Genomic DNA, 17,035 nt, shown 5'->3' with positions numbered 1-17,035 from the left:
GTTTGAAACATGGATACCTATTCTTTCCTGCGCGAACTGGCGGACAGCTGGGTGCTGCTGGCCATGATGGTCTTTTACATCATCGCCTGCCTTTGGGCCTTTCGGCCCGGTGCGCGTCCGGCAAATGAAGAGGCCGCGGGCATCCCGTTCAGAAATGACGGCGAGGCCGACCCAAAATCCCAAGAAGTGGAGGCCAAGTGATGGCTGACAACATCGACAAAGACGACGTCACAGGCATCGACACCACTGGCCATGACTGGGACGGCATCAAGGAACTCAACAACCCTTTGCCGCGCTGGTGGCTGTGGTGCTTTTACGGGACCATCGTGTGGGGCATCGCCTATACGATTGCCTATCCCGCATGGCCACTGGTCAATGCGGCCACATCCGGGGTTTTGGGCTATTCCACGCGGGCCGAAGTGGCCGAGCAGATCGCCGCAGTCGATGCGCAGAATGCCGAAGTTGCGCAGCGCCTTGCATCGGCCGATCTGGCCGCGCTGGCGCCGGATGATCCCGCATACCGCTACGGCGTGGCTGGCGGGGCGTCCGTGTTCCTTGCCAACTGTTCGCAATGTCATGGCGCAGGGGCCGCCGGCGTGCAGGCGGGGGGCTATCCCAACCTGCTGGACGATGACTGGCTTTGGGGCGGTGACCTTGAGGCGATCGAGTACACGGTGCGTCACGGCATCCGCAACGACATCGACCCCGATGCCCGCTGGACGGAAATGCCCGCCTATGGCGACATCTTCAGCGATGAAGAGATCGCGGCTTCCGTCGAATATGTTCTGGCCCTGTCAGGACAGGAGCATGATGCGGCCCTTGCCGAGCAGGGCACTGAACTGTTCCTCGACAACTGTGCGGCCTGTCATGGCGAAGCAGGCGAGGGCATCCGCGAAATGGGCGCGCCCAACCTGTCGGACGCCATCTGGCTCTATGGCGGGGATCGCGACACCCTGACAGAGACGGTGACCTATTCCCGCTTCGGCGTCATGCCCCCGTGGGGTCAGCGTCTGGACGAGGCGGAGATCAAGGCGGTCACGCTCTATCTGCACCAGCTTGGCGGCGGCGAATAAGCCGGACCGCCATGCGCTGCGCGTGAAATCCGGTGGCAACCCGGAGGGGAAACGCGCAGCACCCCGGTCCCTGTCCTGTTCGTACCTAGCAGGGGCCGGGCGTTCTTTTGAAAGGGCGTTGATCCAGATCAAGGCGCAGGATCAGCGCGCGGGTGACAAGCGTTCTACGAACAGGACACATTGCTATGACACAATCACCGGACACACCGCCCGCACTCTATGTTGCGCGCGAACCGATCTTTCCCCGGCGGGTCAAGGGCACCTTCCGCACGCTGAAATGGTGGATCATGGGGGTGACCCTTGCGATCTACTATCTGACCCCGTTCATCCGCTGGGATCGTGGCCCCAACCTGCCCGATCAGGCGGTGCTGATTGATCTTGCGGGCCGTCGCTTCTACTTTTTCTGGATCGAGATCTGGCCGCACGAGTTCTACTTTGTTGCGGGCCTTTTGATCATGGCGGGGCTGGGCCTGTTCCTGTTCACGTCGGCCCTGGGGCGCGTCTGGTGCGGCTATGCCTGTCCGCAGACTGTTTGGACGGACCTCTTTATCCTTGTCGAGCGTTGGATCGAAGGGGATCGCAACGCCCGTGTCCGTCTGTGGAACGCTGACTGGTCGGCGCGCAAACTGCGCCTGCGCATGACAAAATGGGTCATCTGGTTCCTTATCGCGATGGCAACGGGCGGGGCATGGGTGTTCTACTTCGCCGACGCACCCACGCTGCTGTTCGATCTGTTTACGCTTCAGGCCCCGCTGGTGGCCTACACCACCGTTTTGATCCTGACGGCGACAACCTTTGTCTTTGGCGGGTTCATGCGCGAACAGGTCTGCAATTACATGTGCCCCTGGCCGCGCATTCAGGCGGCAATGATGGACAATGACACACTGACCGTCGCCTATCGGCACTGGCGGGGTGAACCGCGCGGCAAGCACCGCAAGGCCGAAGGCGCTGAGGCACTTGGGGACTGCATCGACTGTATGGCGTGCGTGAATGTCTGCCCTGCGGGCATCGACATCCGTGACGGTCAGCAAATGGAATGCATTACCTGCGCACTGTGCATCGACGCATGTGACGACGTGATGGAGCGGATTGGCAAGCCGCGCGGCCTGATCGACTACCTCGCCCTTGCAGACGAAGAGCGGGAAACCGCAGGCACGCCGCCGCGTCCGATCTGGCACCATGTCCTGCGCCCGCGCACCCTTCTTTACACGGCCATGTGGTCACTGATCGGCGTGGCGCTGGTCTATGCGCTGTTCGTGCGGTCCGACATCGACCTCACCGTCGAGCCTGTGCGCAATCCGCAATTTGTCACCCTGTCGGACGGATCGGTCCGCAACACCTACACGCTGCGCATCCGCAACCTGACGGCGGAGGACCGCGAATTCCGGGTCATGCTGACCTCTGACGAAATCCTGCGCATCGACGTAGAATCCGCAGGGCCCGTGGCCAACCACGTCACTGTCCCGGCAAACGAGACCCTGCAGGCGCGTGTCTATGTCATCGCACGTCCGCAGGATGCGGCCGCTGAAACCGAAAGCACCGACTTGCGCCTGTGGGTCGAAGACACCGAAACCGACGACCGTGCAGGCGTCGCCACCATCTTTAACGGAAAGGGTTGAACCATGATGACAAGGGAACTGACCGGCTGGCACGTTTTGGCAATCTTTGGCAGCGCCTTCGCCGTGATCATCGGGGTTAACCTGACGCTGGCCTTTCAGGCCGTGGCAACCTTTCCCGGCCTGGAAACCCGCAATTCCTACGTGGTCAGCCAGGCATTCGAGGCGGATCGCGCTGCACAGGAGGCGCTGGGCTGGGAGGTTTCAGCGGATGTTGCGGGCACCGAACTGCACTTGCTGATCGACGATGATATCGGACCGGTGGTCGCGCATATCAAATCGGCCACATTGGGCCGCGCCACCCATGTGGGCGAGGATATCACGCCTGTATTCCGCCATGACGGCGTGCGCTTTGTTGCTGACATTCCGGTCTTGGGGGCAGGCAACTGGAACCTGCGTCTGGCTGCCGAAGCGCCCGATGGCACGGCATTCCGTCAGCGCGTGATCGTGCGGGTTGCGCCATGACAATGGCAAGCTGCCCCGGCTGTGTTGCGGCGGGCCCCGTGGCCCAAGCCGCCGCTGCGCGCGGTGGCTTGCCCACACACGAGTTGATCTTGCCGACCATCCATTGTTCAGCCTGCATCCGCGCGGTCGAAGGGTTGCTGAACGCACGGCCCGACATCGCCTCGGCCCGCGTGAACCTCAGCCGCAAGCGTGTCGCGATCAGTGCCGCCCCCGATGCGGACCCCGCCCCGTGGATGACTGCACTGGCGGGCATCGGGTTCGAAGCCCACGAAGCCCGCGGTGCCGGAGTGGCGAACACGGATGACGGTCTGACCTTGCGCCTTGGCATTGCGGGTTTTGCGATGATGAACGTGATGCTCCTGTCCGTCGCCGTCTGGTCGGGGGCCACCGACAGCACGCGCGATTTCCTGCACTGGATCGCGGCCACGATCGCCCTGCCTGCCGCGCTGTTCTGCGCCCAGCCGTTTTTCATCAATGCTTGGAGTGCGCTGAAGGTCAGACGCCTGAACATGGATGTGCCGATCTCGCTCGCGATCCTGCTGGCTTGCGGCCTTTCGCTCTACGAGACCATGGTGGGGGGCGAGCACGCCTATTTTGACGCGGCCTTGTCGCTCACCTTCTTCCTGCTTGGGGGCCGTGTGCTTGAGACGCGGATGCGCCGTGCGGCCCGCTCTGCGGCGGCTGATCTGGCCGCACTGGAACCCAACCGTGTTACCCGTGTGGACGGCGATGCCCGGGTCAGTTGCCCCGTGGATGAGGTCAAGGCAGGCGATACACTCTGGCTCGCTGCAGGCAGCCGCGTGCCGGTGGACGGAGTGTTGCTGGCGCCAAATGCCCAGGTGGATCGCAGTGCCCTGAGTGGAGAAAGCGATGCCATTGCTGTATCCAAAGGCGACGTGCTGACGGCGGGTGAAGTCATGTTGAGCGGTCCTGTCACCTTACGCACCACGGTCGATGCAAGCGGGTCGACCCTGCGCCGCCTGATCCAGTTGGCCTCGGTCGCAGAAGGGGCACGCAGCCGGTACACGAGCCTCGCGACCCAAGCTGCAGGCATCTACGCGCCGCTCGTGCACGGGCTGTCCTTTGCCGCGTTCCTTGGCTGGGTCTATGCGACGGGTGATGTCTATCACGCGCTCACAATCGCCATCGCGACGCTGATCATCACGTGTCCCTGCGCGCTTGGTCTGGCCGTGCCTGCCGTCGCGACAGTGGCGACGGGCCGATTGTTCCGCGCGGGTGTTCTGGTGAAATCCGAAACTGCGCTGGAACGACTGGCCGAGATCGACACTGTCGTCTTTGACAAGACCGGCACGCTCAGCGACAGCGCACTTGTTCCCGCAAAGGACATGCCGGACGATGCGCGCGCAGTGCTGAAGGCGCTGGCCGACGCGTCCAACCACCCGCTCAGCCGCTCTGTTCTGCCTGCTTTGGCGGATGTCGGTGCTGCTCATGTGTCAGGGATCAGCGAACATCGTGGTGCCGGGGTCAAAGGCACATGGAACGGAATGCCCGTCGCGTTGGGGGATGCGGCTTGGATCGGGCAGGGGGTTGGAACCGCCCTGCAAGTGGGCGGCGACATCTATCCACTGGCCCGTCGCGAACGCGCGTTGCCAGAGGCCGCAGCGACCGTGCAGACTTTGCGCGCTATGGGTCTGAACGTCCACATGCTGACCGGTGACAGCCAGGCCCATGCGGATCGCATGGCCGCCACGCTGGATGTCGATCATGTGCACGCCTCTGTCGGCCCCGAGATGAAACAGGCCCTCATCCATGATCTGCAAGCGGCCGGGCACAAGGTTCTGATGGTCGGCGACGGGCTTAACGACACGCTGGCGCTTACGCAGGCCTGGGCCTCCATCGCGCCGGGCACCGCGCTGGAGGCCAGCCAGAACGCCGCCGATGTCGTGTTGCTGGGCCAGCACCTGTCTGGCATCGGCACGGTGCTGCACATTGCGCGCAGCGCGCGGCGGCGCATCCTTGAAAACTTTGCGCTTGCCGCCCTTTACAACATGATCGCAATCCCGCTGGCATTGTCTGGTTTTGCCTCGCCGCTGATGGCCGCCCTTGCGATGTCCACCAGTTCGATTACCGTCACCCTCAACGCCCTCAGAACGCGAGCCGCCCCATGAACATCCTTGTGATCCTTGTCCCTTGTTCGCTGATCCTAGGCCTTGGCGCGCTTATCGCCTTTGTCTGGACGCTGCGGCATGACCAGTACGACGATCCGGCAGGCGATGCGGCGCGGATATTGCTGGATGATGACACCCGCCCCGGTCCCCCAGACTGAGCGGCGTCGCGAACGGACAGTGCACGCGTCGGGAAAGGAACAGCGCATCAAGGGCCGACGGGTCACGCTGAACGTATGACGTTTGACGAAATCGCCGCCTTCGCCCTTGGGCCGTTTGTTCCGCCCGAAGAGGCAATGAAGATGGCGGCCACGCTGCTGATCGACACGCTGGGGGTTGCCGCAGGCGCGGTTGATCTGGCACCTGCGCGGATCGCGCGGGATCACGCCGTGCGTTTTATGGCTGCCGGAACGCCACGTGACGCCGCCACTTTGTTGTTCGATGGGCGACGCGCGTCTGTGCCCGGTGTGTCCTTTGCGCTGGCCACGCAGATCGACAATCTGGACGCCCATGACGGATACAACCCGACCAAAGGCCATATCGGGTGCGCCGTTGTGCCGGGTCTATGCGCCTTTGCTGAACATATGCCGGACCTCGGCGCGCGCGATGCACTGGTTGCAATGGTCATGTCCTACGAGCTGTCCGCGCGTGCCGCGATCGCCCTGCATGCGTCAGTCAGCGACTATCACACGTCCGGGGCATGGAACGCGCTGGGGGTTGCGGCACTCGGGTGCCGGTTGCGGGGCATGAAGGCTGGCCAGTTGCGCCACGCTCTCGGCATCGCCGAATACCACGGGCCGCGCAGCCAGATGATGCGCGAGATTGCCAACCCGACGATGCTTCATGATGGATCGGGCATGGGCGCGCTGGTCGGGAGTATGTCGGCGCTGATGGCCGAAGACGGGTTCGAAGGCGCGCCGGCGATCACGCTCGAAGCGCCCGAAGCGGCACCGCATTGGGCGGACCTTGGTGAAAACTGGACCATCACGCAGAATTACATCAAGCCGTACCCGATCTGTCGCTGGGCGCATGCGGCGCTCGACGCGCTAGGGGTATTGATGGACGACAACGCTCTGGTGGCCGATGATATTGCGCGCATCGACGTGACCACGTTCGCGCAGGCCGCTTCGCTCTATGCGGGCATGCCCGATACCACGTCAAAGGCGCAGTATTCGCTTGGCTTTGCGCTTGCGGTGCGGGCCGTGCATGGGCGCATCGGGCCAGAACATGTGTCAGGCGCAGGGCTGTGCGATGCGGATGTCGCCGATGTCCTGCCTCGGATCACAGTGACCGAAGACGCGCGCCATTCCAGCCGTTTCCCTCTGGGGCGCTGGTCCGATGTGACGCTCACCTTGCGCGACGGGCGCGTGCTGGCCTCGGGCGACGCGCATGCGCGTGGCGGGCCTGAGGCCCCCATGACGCTGGCGGAGGTCGAGGCCAAATTTCACGCCATGTCCGGCGCGCTGCCAGAGACGCGCAAAAGGGCGATCTGGGGAATGCGGGCCAAGCTGCTGGATCCCACCACGCGTTTTGGCGATCTGTTGTCCTTGCTGCATGCACCCGCTGACCAGGACTGATTTGACGCCTCAGGTCATGGCTGAATAGATGGGGCGGGAACACAAGGGCGCAAACAAAATGCGGATCACCAAACTCGACCATGTCAACCTGCGCACTGCGCAACTGGACAGGATGATCGCATGGTATGTCGACATACTGGGCCTTGAGAATGGCGCGCGCCCCGACTTCGGCTTTCCCGGCGCGTGGCTTTATGCCGGGGATGCGGCCATCGTTCATCTGATCGAGGTCTCCGGCGATCCGGGTGCGGGGTCTGACGGTGATCTCAAATTGGAACACTTTGCGCTGCGGGCAACGGATGTGGATGCGTTCGAGGCGCGATTGAACGCGCATGGCGTGCCCTACAAGACATCAGGGATTGCCGAACTGGGCATCGTGGCCTTCAATATTTGGGATCCTGACGGCAATCATATCCACGTCGATTTCACCGAAAGCCGGTGATGTGAGCGGCATCTCACCAATGGGTGAATTTATTTCCGACTAAATTACTAAGGTTACTTGCGTTGCGTTCAGAAATAGTATCTGAGTGTTTTAGTAAACATATTCATCTGGAGCTATCATGTCCCGCCCATCTCTCTTTCTGACGACTGCATTGACCACCGCAGCGGTCACGCTTGGACCCATCGCCGCCTCTGCCGAAGGTGAGCTGAACCTCTATTCCTCGCGCCACTATGACACCGATGAACGCCTGTATTCGGATTTCACCGACGCCACCGGGATCACCATCAACCGGATCGAAGGAAACGGCGACGAATTGATCGCCCGGATGCAGGCTGAAGGCGCCAATTCACCCGCCGACGTTTTGCTGACAGTGGACACATCCCGCCTTGAGCGCGCCAAATCCGAAGGGGTGCTGCAGAGCGTGGACAGTGACGTGCTTGAGGCGCGCATCCCGGCCTATCTGCAAGACAGCGAAAACCAGTGGTTCGGGTTCAGCCAGCGTGCGCGGATCATCTTTTACGACAAGACCGAAGTGACCAACCCGCCGCAGACCTACGAAGCCCTTGCCGATCCGGCCTATCAGGGGATGGTCTGCCACCGGTCGTCCACGAACGTCTACTCCCAGACACTGCTGGCCTCGGTCATCGAACATCTGGGTGAAGACGCGGCAAGCGACTGGGCACAAGGCGTGGTCGACAACTTTGCCCGCAAACCGCAGGGCGGTGACACCGATCAGTTGCGCGGGCTTGTGTCCGGGGAATGCGCGATCTCGATCTCGAACACCTATTACTTTGCCCGCGCTATCCGCACCGACGTCGATGGCCTGCCCGCAGAGGCGCGCGCAAATATCGGCTGGGTCTTTCCGTCCCAGAATGCGCAAGGCGCGCACATGAACCTGTCAGGCGGCGGCGTGGCGGCCCATGCCCCCAACCGTGACAACGCCGTGCGCTTTCTGGAATACCTCGCAAGCGATCAGGCGCAGCAGTATTTCTCGGCCGGAAATGACGAGTATCCGGCGGTGCCTGGTGTGGGTCTCAGCCCGTCCGTCGCACAACTGGGCCTGTTCAAACCCGATGATGTCGATCTGAGCGAAGTGGCCAAGAACGTGCCGGCCGCACAGCGCATCTTTAACACGGTTGGCTGGCAATAAGCTTTTTCTTTGCATTGCAAATTGAAAGGCCCGGACTTGATGGTCCGGGCCTTTTTCATGGTGCGACCCAGGTGCCTTGCCACCCTGTTTCTGCGCGATAGACTGCGCGGCGATGTCTTTGGCCCAGATGCACCAGGTCGATCTCGGTCATCGTGCAGTGCAGCACGGCAAAACGGCTCCGCTCCGCCGGTTTTTCATAGTCATAGACGGATGCAATGGCAGTGCCCGGGATCGGCATGGTGCCATAGGACACGCGCGATGCGGGCGGCACCTTGGCCCATTGATCTTCGATGTCCGCACCGGTCAGCACCTCGACATGTGTACTGATCCGGATCTGCAAGTCTGATTTGGGGATCCAGATGTGGAATTGGGCGCGGGGCGCTTTGCGCAGTGAAGCGACTTTGGGTGTTTCGACGTCTGTGTGCACCTCAAGCATGGCGCGGGATCGCACCGCCTGTCGCAGCGCGACGGTACGTGCCTCGGGCCAGCCCTCGGGCGAAACCGTGGCAAGTGTTGGATAGCGCGAGGGCGATCTGGCATCCGCCACGCCGCGCGTCAGGTGCTGCCATGCGCCGTCCAGAAATGCGCCCAGATCGTTCGGATCACTCATATCCTGTCATCTCCAAATATCCGCGCCCCGTATGGCTGCCGGTGATGGTCACAGGCCCCTCCCAATAAGGGATCGACAGGTCCATCCACGCCTTTGGGTTCATCGCATCCACCGTCACATTGACGCCGCGATCCGGCAATGTGACGTGCCACCGGGTCGGGACATCGCGGTCTGCGACTTGCGTGCTGGCCAGCGCGCGCGCAGTGAAGGCCCCGTCGCTGTAAGGCGTCGTTGTCCCGTCTTCTTCGATCCAGGTGGCTGAACTGAAGGTCGATCCATCGGTCTGGCGCAACTGGAAGCCCATCAGCTTGGCCCCGTCATCAAAGGACAGCGAAAACCAGTCCCAGCCTTCCTGCGTCTCGCTTAGGGGTTGCGAGGACCACTCCCGATCCAGCCAGGCCTGCCCGCTGACTGCAATGTCGCCGGTGGGCAGCGTCAGCGTCCCTTCGATGTCGAAGAAGGGTTGTGAATAGTAGTAACTTGCCTGCCCCTCGGCGGATTTGACGGAATAGCCGTATTGTCCGTGAAAGATCAGCGGGCCTTGTGCCTCAAGTTCCATCACATACGCAAAATCCGGCCCCGTCGCGCGCAGGGACATGGTTTCAAAGTCCGGCCCTTCCAGCGCCCAATCGTCGATCCACGCACGAAACGGTGACGCCTCGACCCCGGCCTGACCGATGCCGCCGCGGGCAAAGCGTTCTGTGGCCAGGTGCGCGTCCGGCGTGGTAACGGCGGCATGGGCGAACCAGATCTGGGGCGAATTCCAACCCTCGGCCTCGCCGGGGGCGAGCGCTGTGCGAAACAGCGTCCATTGTAATCCGTAATGCGTTCCGGCGTCATCCTGCAACGTCGCGGTCAGATACCACCATTCGATCCGGTAATCCGGGTGCGGCCCGTGATCGGCGGGAAAGGTGAAGGCAGGGTTCGGTGCGGGGTTGGAAAATTCCGCACCCGCATTAGACCCGAGACCCGAGAACCCTTGTGCAAACAGGCTGAGCGGCCACAGCCAGAACAAGAGGATCAGTCTAGCGTTCATTGGCAAACACTTTCAAAAGCGTGGCGGGCGGCGTGCGGATCAGGCGGCGGGCAGGCCATGCGGCGGCCAGTGCAACCGCGATCAGCGCGTAGGCCCCGAGGGTCAGATAATCGAGGGGGAACAGGAACATCGGCAGTTGCCAGCCAAAGGCCTCGACGTTGACCAGCGTCAGCAAAATCCATGCGAGTGCCAGCCCCAGTGGGATCGCAAAGACGAAGACCAGACTGGCCAGACCTACGGCGCGCAGCAACTCCAGCAGACCCAGACGCCGCCGCGTCACCCCCATAGCCCAGACCGGGGCAAGCTGCGGCACGCGCAGGTCGGCAAGGGTCAGAAGGCTCATCAGAATCGCGAAGGCGGCCACCCCCAGCGTGAGGACGTTCAAGGCGGCCGTGACGGTGAATGTCTGTTCGAACACTTCAAGCGACATTGCCTTGATTGCGGCCTGATCGATCATCGCATTGTCTGGCACACCCACGTCCTGAACGATCTTTTGGCGCAAGGCGGCGGCATCTTTGGTGCGCATTCCGAATTGCGTGGCGTAGCTGTCAGGATAGAGGGTGCGAAACAGGTCTTCGGACATCACCAACTGCCCTTCGGGGTTGCCGTAATCCCCGACGACGGCAGCAATTGGCAAAGTGAGGTCGGGCGCGACCTCGACCCTGTCGCCGACCCAAAGATCGCTGCGCCGCGCCAGCTGTTCATTGGCAATCACAGCCGCCGAGCGTTGCACCCGGTCCCAGACATCCGCACGCGCCCCAAGAAACACCCAGTTGTCGCGATAGGTCGGGCCGACGCGTACCCCGTAAAGGCGCGCGGGCCGTCCCTGGACTTGCGTCGGGGCCGACAGCAGCGGCAGCGTCTCAATGCCTTCGCCTCTCAGGAAGGTCTCGAGTGCTGCACTTTGCCCCTCGTCTTCAACCTGGATGAACAGTTCCGGGGCAAGGCGTTGATCTAGAAACCCCACAAATGTCAGCCGGAAGCTCGACACCATGGTCGAGACGCCGACATTGGCCGAAACCGCCAGCAGAAGCGCCATAAGCGCGAGGCTGAGACCGGGAAGCTGCTGGCGCGTGTCGGCCCAGAACCATTGCCAGAGGGGCCGCGTGGCGCGTCGTTCAAAGACCGCCAGCGCGCGCGCTGCGAGCACGGGCAGGGCAAGCGCGCCGCCGACAAGAAGGCAGCCGAGCAATGCAAAAACAAGGATCAGACCATCCGCAAACACCGTCAAGGCAGCGGCAAGACCCAGCAGGATGATGGCCGCCCATGCCTGCACCCCAAAGCGTGCCGCGCCCGACATCACCCATGCGCGGGGGCGCGCGCTTGCCAAAGCGGCATATGCGCAATTTGCCAAATGCGCCCGGCAAGCGCCGCAGCGGTGCCCATCATGGCAAGCAAGAAGCCTGACAGCCACCACTCCGGTCGCAGCGCCAGCGTGCCCGACACCTGCGCGCCGTAAAGACCGCGCAGAGTGGCGGCGACATCTGGCAACAAAAGTGCTGCCATCAGGTACCCCAGCAGGATGCCGATCACCGCGCCGATGGCGGCCAGCACCAGCATCTCAACCACGATCAACGTCACCAGCGTGCGCAAGGGCACACCCAGCGACCGGATCGTGCGGATCATGCCGCGCCGCTGTTCAAAGGCCAGACCGATGGTGCTGTGCACAATGAATAGACCCACCGCAAAGCTGAGCAATCCGAAGGCAGTGAGGTTGAGATGGAAGCTGTCGGTCAACTGGGCCACATCTGCCACTTGTTGTGATGGTTGCAGGCGCAGCGCGGGGGCAATGACGCTCAGGTCCGGCTGCGTTATCGGCTGTTCCGGCAAAACGACAAGGCGGGACAAATCATCGCGCCCGGACAGGCGTTGGACCGCGCCGACATCCCCCAAAGCGATGCCGGGGGCGACGTTTTCGTCAATGATGATCGTTGCGTCTGCACTTATCGCACGCGCTGTTTCACTGTTGGCAAACAGGCGCGGGTCTTCACCCGGCGCGAATGCCGACGCCTCGGGTGCGGTAAGCATCCCAAAGCCGGTGGGCGAGGTGACAGGATCAATCCCGACAACGCGAACACCGTCCAATTGGACATCGAGCACGGGCGATACAAGCCAGCCGGCGCGCCTGAGGGAAATGAACGTCTCCTGCGGGATGCTGTCCCCCAGCCTTGGCACAAGCTGATCGTATTGCCCTTCGCCGAGGGTCGCAGCGGCAGCATCGTAACTCGCGCGGGCTTCGGAATTGATGGCCTGCACGCCTGACCACAGGCCCGTCGCAATGGCCAGACCCGCCAGATAGGCGAACAACTGGATCGGATTGCGCCGCCAGTGCGACAACAGGGCAACAAGGCACGTGCGGATCATAGGATGTGCCCACCGGCCAGATGCAATGTGCGGTCCATTCGTGCTGCCACTTTTGGCGAATGGGTGACCACCATCAATGCCGCATCACTTTGGGCCACAAGATCAAGCATCTGATCCAGAACCGCATCTGCCGTCTGTTCATCCAGATTGCCCGTGGGTTCATCGGCGAGCATCAGCTTGGGCTTTGCCGCCAGCGCGCGGGCGATGGCCACGCGTTGCTGCTGTCCGCCCGATAGGGCCTCGGGGTATTTCGCCATCTGCTCTGACAGGCCCAAAGCCTGCACAAGAGTATCGATATGGGCCTGATCGACCCGGCCTGAAAGCGCGGCCTGAAACGAGATATTGGCCGCGACTGTCAGCGACGGGATCAGGTTGAACTGCTGGAACACCAATGCGATCTCGGTGCGCCGGAACGCGGCCCGCGCGCTGTCATCCATACGGGTCAGGTCGCGCCCGAGAACGTCAACGGACCCGGAATCCGGGGCCTCAAGCCCGCTGGCGATGTGCAGCAACGTGCTTTTCCCGCTGCCCGATTCCCCGGTCAGGGCAAGTGTCTGACTCTTTGCCAGATCAAAGCTCACACCGCGCAACACCGGGACCCTGGCATCGCTGTCGCCGTAAGATTTCTTGACAGACGTGATCTTAAGCAACGCAACTCTCCCCGGTTTGCCATACCTATGTCGCAAAACGCAGACTGACAGGCCACAGCGTTGCAACCTCGCCCATGCGGGCGGGTCGGGCAATGTGGCGATTTGGCAGAGCGCGCACGCAGCCATCACGTCGTGGATGCCACGGACCCTTGCATGGCTGCCACCTGTCCCGCATTCTGTGACCGATAACATCTGATGGTTGGACCACGTGAAGAAGCCCCAGAAATCGCAATCGACGGTGACCATGCGCGACGTGGCGCAGGCCGCTGGCGTGTCGCGGATGACGGTCAGTCGGGCGTTGAAAAAGGACAGCCCGGTGTCGCAGGATACCCGCGAACACATCCTGTCGATTGTGCGCAAGATGAACTATGTCCCCGACCAGATGGCGGGCAGTCTGACCACGAAACGCTCGGGCTTTGTCGCGGTTCTGGTCCCGTCGCTGAACAACCTGCACTTTGCCGAAACGGTGCAGGCGCTGACCGAAGAACTTGAGGTGATCGGGCAACAGGTCTTACTGGGCTATACCAACTATCAGCGCGACCGCGAGGAAGAACTGGTCGAGACCATGCTGCGCCGTCGCCCCGAAGCGATTGTGCTATCTTACGACGGACACACCGAACGCACGGGCCAGTTGCTGCGGGACGCGAATGTGCCCGTGATCGAGTTGTGGGAGCGGCCCGAAGAGCCGATTGCGCACACAGTCGGGTTTTCAAACGTCGCCGCCGCGCAGGCGATGACCCATGCCATGATTGCCCGCGGATACCGCAACATCGCCTTTCTGGGAGAGGTCGAAGACGACTGGACCCGCGGCGCGGCGCGGCGCAAGGGGTTCAGCAAGGCGATGGACGATGCCGGGCTGTCCGGTCACCGCATTTTGCGGATGGGCAAACCGCCCTTGTCGATCGAAGACGGGGCGGCCGCAGTGCCGGCACTTCTGGAGCGTTATCCCGACACCGATTGCATTTTCTGCGTATCTGACGCCCCCGCCTTTGGGGTGAGTTCGGCCTTGCGCCGCGCAGGTAAATCTGTGCCGGGCGACATCGGCATCCTTGGGTTCGGCAATTTCGAAGTGTCACGCTTTTCCACGCCGACGATCAGCACGGTGAAGGTCGATCCCAAACGCATCGGACAGGCGGCGGGGCAGATGATTTCAGACCTGTTGTCACAGCCTGATGATGCAGACGAGACCCCCCGGCATGTCAGTGTGGATGTCGAACTGGCCTTTCGTGAAAGCACGAAAACCGAAGGCTAGACCTGAAACATCCCCGAAAAAGACAATGACACTTTTTTCTTGTGTTACCGGTCACATCGCCTAATGTGACCGGTAACAAGTCGGGGGAGAGCCGATATGCCGACGATTCATCTGGAAAACCTGATCAAGCGCTACGGCGATGTCGAGGTTCTGCATGGCATCGAACTTGAGATGGCGGACAACGAGTTCACCGTTCTTGTGGGCCCGTCCGGCTGCGGAAAATCAACCACCCTGCGGATGATTGCCGGTCTAGAGGATGTGAGCGAGGGCGAGATTTACGTTGACGGCAAGCCCGTCAGCCATCTGGAGCCCAAGGACCGCGATCTTGCGATGGTGTTTCAGGATTACGCGCTTTACCCGCATATGAACGTCGCCCAGAACATCAGCTTTGCGCTGCGCCTTGCGCGCCGTCCCAAGGCCGAGATCGACAAAAAAGTGCGGGAAGTGGCCGACACTGTCGGCCTGACCGAGTTTCTGGCCCGCAAGCCCGGTGCCCTGTCGGGCGGCCAGCGCCAGCGGGTCGCGATGGCGCGGGCACTGGCCAAGGACAGCGGTATTTTCCTTTTTGACGAACCGCTGTCCAACCTCGACGCCAAGTTGCGCGGCCAGATGCGCGCCGAACTTGCCCTGATGAGCCAGCGGGTGCAGAAAAACATGATCTACGTCACCCACGACCAGATCGAGGCGATGACGCTGGCGGACCGCATTGTCGTCATGCACGGCGGCTACATCCAGCAGCAGGGCACGCCCGAAGAATTGTTCAAGCGCCCTGTGAACAAGTTTGTGGCCGGGTTCATGGGCATGCCGCCGATGAACTTTCTCAACGGCGAAATCGTCGAGCGGGACGGGGATGTGTTCGTCGCCGGAGACGGCTTTGACGTGCAGCTTGAAGGTGAAAAGGCGGCCACGGCCCGCGCGCATTCAAGCAAGGAAATCACCATGGGCATCCGCCCCTCGGACCTCAGCTTTGATGAAAATGCAGACCCGAAAAAGTCACTGACGCTGGACATCGAAGTCTCGGAATACGTGGGCGCCCAATCGGTGTTGCTGTGCAAATGCGGGTCCGCCCGCGTGATGGTTGAGCTGAATTCCGAAACGCCCGTCGCCTTGGGCCAAACCCTGACATTCGCGGTCAATCCGGGTGGTGTGCACCTGTTTGATCGCAAAAGCGAAGTCGCGCTGTAAGCGCGCAACCAAAAGTCGCGCTGTAAGCGCGCAACCAAAAGTCGCGCTGAAAGCGCGCAACCAAAAGTCGCGCTGAAAGCGCGCAAACCAAAGCCGCGATTTAACGCGCACATAAAGTTCAATGGGAGGAACTGATGATTAAAGGATTGAAATCAACGGCTGTTGGTCTGACGACCGCAGCACTCATGGCAGGGGCTGCATTCGCCAACCCTTATGCGGAATACGAGGGCACGACGCTGATCGTGAACTTCCCCGCGCACCCGCACTATAACGCGGCGATCAAGGTGCTGCCGGAATTCACCAAGGAAACCGGCATCGAAGTCGAGGTCGACCAATTGCCCTACCTAAAAATGCGCGAGCGGCAAACGCTGGAACTGGCGCAGGACGAAGGCGAATATGACCTGATTTCCTACGTCGTGTTTTCCAAGGCCGACTATGTGTTTGCGGATCAGCTCGAAAACCTCGCAAAGTTTTTCATGAACCCCAAACTGGCCGACCCCAACTATGACGCGGACGACCTGATCGACGGCTATGTGCAGAACATCGGCGTTGCAGGCGGGACCAAAGGCTATCTGCCGGGTCCGACGGGATCGCTGTTCGGCATCCCATTTGGCTCCGAAACATCCGTTCTCGCCTATCGCAAGGACATCTTTGAAAAGCACGGCATCGCCAAGCCAGAGACCTATGATCAGCTTCTGGATGCGGCCTGCAAAATTCCCGAGCTTGAGCCCGGCATGGGCGGCATGGCATCGCGCGCGGCCTCTGGCCACCGAGGCGAGCCACGCGTTCCTGTTGCACCTCGCCCCTCTGGGCGGCCGCGTCTTTGACGATGCGTGGAACCCCATCATCAACAACGAAGCAGGTGTCGCTGCCGCCAACGCACTGAAAACCATCGTGGATTGCGGTCCGGAAGGCGCGATGAGCTTTGGTCCCTCCGAGGCGGCCAACGCCTTTTCGAACGGTGATGCGGCGATGTTCATGGACTCCATCGCCTTCATGCCCGGCTTTGAAGATCCTGAGCGGTCCTCTGTTGCTGGCAAGGTCGGCTATGCGATGCACCCCAAAGGTGTGCGCCGTGGCAGCCAGACAGGCGGGTTCGGCATTGCCATCCCCAAGAACGCTGAAAACAAGGAAGCGGCATTCCTGCTGATGCAGTGGCTCACCTCGAAAAAGGTGACTTGATGGTGGCCATGGAAGGCGGCAACCCCTCGCGGTTCTCGACCTATCAGGATGCGGGCCTGAACGAGAAGTATCCCTTCTCGGCGACCTTTGGCGAAGCGCTGCAATATGCTGACCCTGACTGGCGTCCGATCATCCCCGTCTGGGGCAAGATCAACGCCGACATCGGCACCACCATGTCCAAGGTTCTGACTGAAGGTCTCGACATTCAGGAAGCGTTGGATGGCGTGGCCGAGCGGACGCGGGCCGTCATGGACGACGCCGGCTACTACACCTGGCAGTAAGCAAGCGGCGCGTGCAGAGGGCCTCCTTT

General features: G+C 61.8%; 19 protein-coding genes. 14 read left to right on the top strand and 5 right to left on the bottom strand.

Going from position 1 to position 17,035, the window contains the following annotated elements; all coding sequences use genetic code 11:
- The first annotated feature begins 9 nt into the window (after positions 1–9).
- The 9 genes from ACERZ8_RS20500 (at position 10) to ACERZ8_RS20460 (ending at position 8,446) form a co-directional block, all read left to right on the top strand.
- Complete coding sequence (locus ACERZ8_RS20500) at positions 10–201, top strand: cbb3-type cytochrome c oxidase subunit 3 (protein WP_407594038.1); 192 nt, start codon at positions 10–12, stop codon at positions 199–201.
- Positions 201–1,073 (top strand): cytochrome-c oxidase, cbb3-type subunit III, encoded by an 873-nt coding sequence (ccoP, locus tag ACERZ8_RS20495; RefSeq protein ID WP_407594037.1) that lies wholly within the window; start codon positions 201–203, stop codon positions 1,071–1,073. Before ACERZ8_RS20500 ends, ccoP begins: the two co-directional genes overlap by 1 nt.
- 185 nt (positions 1,074–1,258) lie before the next feature.
- Positions 1,259–2,692 (top strand): cytochrome c oxidase accessory protein CcoG, encoded by a 1,434-nt coding sequence (gene ccoG / locus ACERZ8_RS20490; RefSeq protein WP_407594036.1) that lies wholly within the window; start codon positions 1,259–1,261, stop codon positions 2,690–2,692.
- Between the two features lie 3 nt (positions 2,693–2,695).
- Positions 2,696–3,154 (top strand): FixH family protein, encoded by a 459-nt coding sequence (locus ACERZ8_RS20485; RefSeq protein ID WP_407594034.1) that lies wholly within the window; start codon positions 2,696–2,698, stop codon positions 3,152–3,154.
- 38 nt (positions 3,155–3,192) lie between these two features.
- Positions 3,193–5,283, top strand: a complete 2,091-nt coding sequence (locus ACERZ8_RS20480; RefSeq protein ID WP_407594033.1) for a heavy metal translocating P-type ATPase — start codon at positions 3,193–3,195, stop codon at positions 5,281–5,283.
- The gene (ccoS, locus tag ACERZ8_RS20475; RefSeq protein ID WP_407594032.1) at positions 5,280–5,441 is read left to right on the top strand and encodes a cbb3-type cytochrome oxidase assembly protein CcoS; all 162 of its coding nucleotides are present in this window, start codon (positions 5,280–5,282) and stop codon (positions 5,439–5,441) included. The genes ACERZ8_RS20480 and ccoS overlap by 4 nt, the downstream gene beginning before the upstream one ends.
- 75 nt (positions 5,442–5,516) lie before the next feature.
- Positions 5,517–6,857 carry an MmgE/PrpD family protein gene (locus ACERZ8_RS20470; protein WP_407594031.1) on the top strand — a complete coding sequence of 447 codons (1,341 nt, stop codon included), beginning with the start codon at positions 5,517–5,519 and terminating at the stop codon, positions 6,855–6,857.
- A 58-nt stretch (positions 6,858–6,915) separates the two neighbouring features.
- On the top strand, positions 6,916–7,296 hold the full coding sequence (locus tag ACERZ8_RS20465; protein ID WP_407594030.1) for a VOC family protein: 381 nt from the start codon (positions 6,916–6,918) through the stop codon (positions 7,294–7,296).
- A gap of 118 nt (positions 7,297–7,414) precedes the next feature.
- Positions 7,415–8,446, top strand: coding sequence for an extracellular solute-binding protein (locus ACERZ8_RS20460; RefSeq protein ID WP_407594029.1), 1,032 nt, complete (start codon positions 7,415–7,417; stop codon positions 8,444–8,446).
- A 55-nt stretch (positions 8,447–8,501) separates the two neighbouring features.
- Here ACERZ8_RS20460 and ACERZ8_RS20455 read toward each other — a convergent pair whose 3' ends face one another.
- From ACERZ8_RS20455 to ACERZ8_RS20435, 5 genes are read right to left on the bottom strand one after another with little or no spacing between them, the layout of a single operon-like run.
- A complete protein-coding gene (locus tag ACERZ8_RS20455) occupies positions 8,502–9,056 on the bottom strand; it encodes a pyridoxamine 5'-phosphate oxidase family protein (RefSeq protein WP_407594028.1) in 555 nt (184 codons plus the stop codon).
- Positions 9,049–10,092 carry a lipocalin-like domain-containing protein gene (locus ACERZ8_RS20450; RefSeq protein WP_407594026.1) on the bottom strand — a complete coding sequence of 348 codons (1,044 nt, stop codon included), beginning with the start codon at positions 10,090–10,092 and terminating at the stop codon, positions 9,049–9,051. The genes ACERZ8_RS20455 and ACERZ8_RS20450 overlap by 8 nt, the downstream gene beginning before the upstream one ends.
- Positions 10,082–11,422 (bottom strand): FtsX-like permease family protein, encoded by a 1,341-nt coding sequence (locus ACERZ8_RS20445; protein WP_407594025.1) that lies wholly within the window; start codon positions 11,420–11,422, stop codon positions 10,082–10,084. The genes ACERZ8_RS20450 and ACERZ8_RS20445 overlap by 11 nt, the downstream gene beginning before the upstream one ends.
- Positions 11,392–12,456 (bottom strand): ABC transporter permease, encoded by a 1,065-nt coding sequence (locus ACERZ8_RS20440; protein ID WP_407594024.1) that lies wholly within the window; start codon positions 12,454–12,456, stop codon positions 11,392–11,394. The genes ACERZ8_RS20445 and ACERZ8_RS20440 overlap by 31 nt, the downstream gene beginning before the upstream one ends.
- Positions 12,453–13,106, bottom strand: coding sequence for an ABC transporter ATP-binding protein (locus ACERZ8_RS20435; protein ID WP_407594023.1), 654 nt, complete (start codon positions 13,104–13,106; stop codon positions 12,453–12,455). Before ACERZ8_RS20435 ends, ACERZ8_RS20440 begins: the two co-directional genes overlap by 4 nt.
- A 208-nt stretch (positions 13,107–13,314) precedes the next feature.
- Between ACERZ8_RS20435 and ACERZ8_RS20430 the strand changes: the two genes are divergently transcribed.
- The 5 genes from ACERZ8_RS20430 to ACERZ8_RS20410 all read left to right on the top strand — a co-directional run bounded on the left by ACERZ8_RS20430 (position 13,315) and on the right by ACERZ8_RS20410 (position 17,006).
- On the top strand, positions 13,315–14,358 hold the full coding sequence (locus tag ACERZ8_RS20430) for a LacI family DNA-binding transcriptional regulator (protein ID WP_407594021.1): 1,044 nt from the start codon (positions 13,315–13,317) through the stop codon (positions 14,356–14,358).
- Positions 14,359–14,454: 96 nt separating this feature from the next.
- Positions 14,455–15,543 carry an ABC transporter ATP-binding protein gene (locus tag ACERZ8_RS20425; protein WP_407594020.1) on the top strand — a complete coding sequence of 363 codons (1,089 nt, stop codon included), beginning with the start codon at positions 14,455–14,457 and terminating at the stop codon, positions 15,541–15,543.
- 134 nt (positions 15,544–15,677) lie between these two features.
- Complete coding sequence (locus ACERZ8_RS20420) at positions 15,678–16,370, top strand: ABC transporter substrate-binding protein (RefSeq protein ID WP_407594019.1); 693 nt, start codon at positions 15,678–15,680, stop codon at positions 16,368–16,370.
- Positions 16,336–16,725, top strand: a complete 390-nt coding sequence (locus ACERZ8_RS20415; RefSeq protein WP_407594017.1) for an extracellular solute-binding protein — start codon at positions 16,336–16,338, stop codon at positions 16,723–16,725. Before ACERZ8_RS20420 ends, ACERZ8_RS20415 begins: the two co-directional genes overlap by 35 nt.
- Positions 16,725–17,006, top strand: a complete 282-nt coding sequence (locus ACERZ8_RS20410) for a hypothetical protein (protein ID WP_407594016.1) — start codon at positions 16,725–16,727, stop codon at positions 17,004–17,006. The genes ACERZ8_RS20415 and ACERZ8_RS20410 overlap by 1 nt, the downstream gene beginning before the upstream one ends.
- The last annotated feature ends 29 nt before the right edge of the window (positions 17,007–17,035 follow it).

The organism is Tateyamaria armeniaca, from assembly GCF_045797845.1.
GTDB lineage: Bacteria > Pseudomonadota > Alphaproteobacteria > Rhodobacterales > Rhodobacteraceae > Tateyamaria > Tateyamaria armeniaca.
Note: the sequence above shows the minus strand (reverse complement) of the source record. Positions and strands in the feature narration are given on the sequence as shown.

Coding starts and splice junctions, on each gene's coding strand:
- ACERZ8_RS20500 (WP_407594038.1), top strand. CDS start 10: ATGGATACCTATTCTTTCCTGCGCGAACTGGCGGACAGCTGGGTGCTG.
- ACERZ8_RS20465 (WP_407594030.1), top strand. CDS start 6,916: ATGCGGATCACCAAACTCGACCATGTCAACCTGCGCACTGCGCAACTG.
- ccoP (WP_407594037.1), top strand. CDS start 201: ATGGCTGACAACATCGACAAAGACGACGTCACAGGCATCGACACCACT.
- ACERZ8_RS20440 (WP_407594024.1), bottom strand. CDS start 12,456: ATGATCCGCACGTGCCTTGTTGCCCTGTTGTCGCACTGGCGGCGCAAT.
- ACERZ8_RS20410 (WP_407594016.1), top strand. CDS start 16,725: ATGGTGGCCATGGAAGGCGGCAACCCCTCGCGGTTCTCGACCTATCAG.
- ACERZ8_RS20470 (WP_407594031.1), top strand. CDS start 5,517: ATGACGTTTGACGAAATCGCCGCCTTCGCCCTTGGGCCGTTTGTTCCG.
- ACERZ8_RS20485 (WP_407594034.1), top strand. CDS start 2,696: ATGATGACAAGGGAACTGACCGGCTGGCACGTTTTGGCAATCTTTGGC.
- ACERZ8_RS20425 (WP_407594020.1), top strand. CDS start 14,455: ATGCCGACGATTCATCTGGAAAACCTGATCAAGCGCTACGGCGATGTC.
- ACERZ8_RS20450 (WP_407594026.1), bottom strand. CDS start 10,092: ATGAACGCTAGACTGATCCTCTTGTTCTGGCTGTGGCCGCTCAGCCTG.
- ACERZ8_RS20420 (WP_407594019.1), top strand. CDS start 15,678: ATGATTAAAGGATTGAAATCAACGGCTGTTGGTCTGACGACCGCAGCA.
- ACERZ8_RS20460 (WP_407594029.1), top strand. CDS start 7,415: ATGTCCCGCCCATCTCTCTTTCTGACGACTGCATTGACCACCGCAGCG.
- ccoS (WP_407594032.1), top strand. CDS start 5,280: ATGAACATCCTTGTGATCCTTGTCCCTTGTTCGCTGATCCTAGGCCTT.
- ACERZ8_RS20455 (WP_407594028.1), bottom strand. CDS start 9,056: ATGAGTGATCCGAACGATCTGGGCGCATTTCTGGACGGCGCATGGCAG.
- ccoG (WP_407594036.1), top strand. CDS start 1,259: ATGACACAATCACCGGACACACCGCCCGCACTCTATGTTGCGCGCGAA.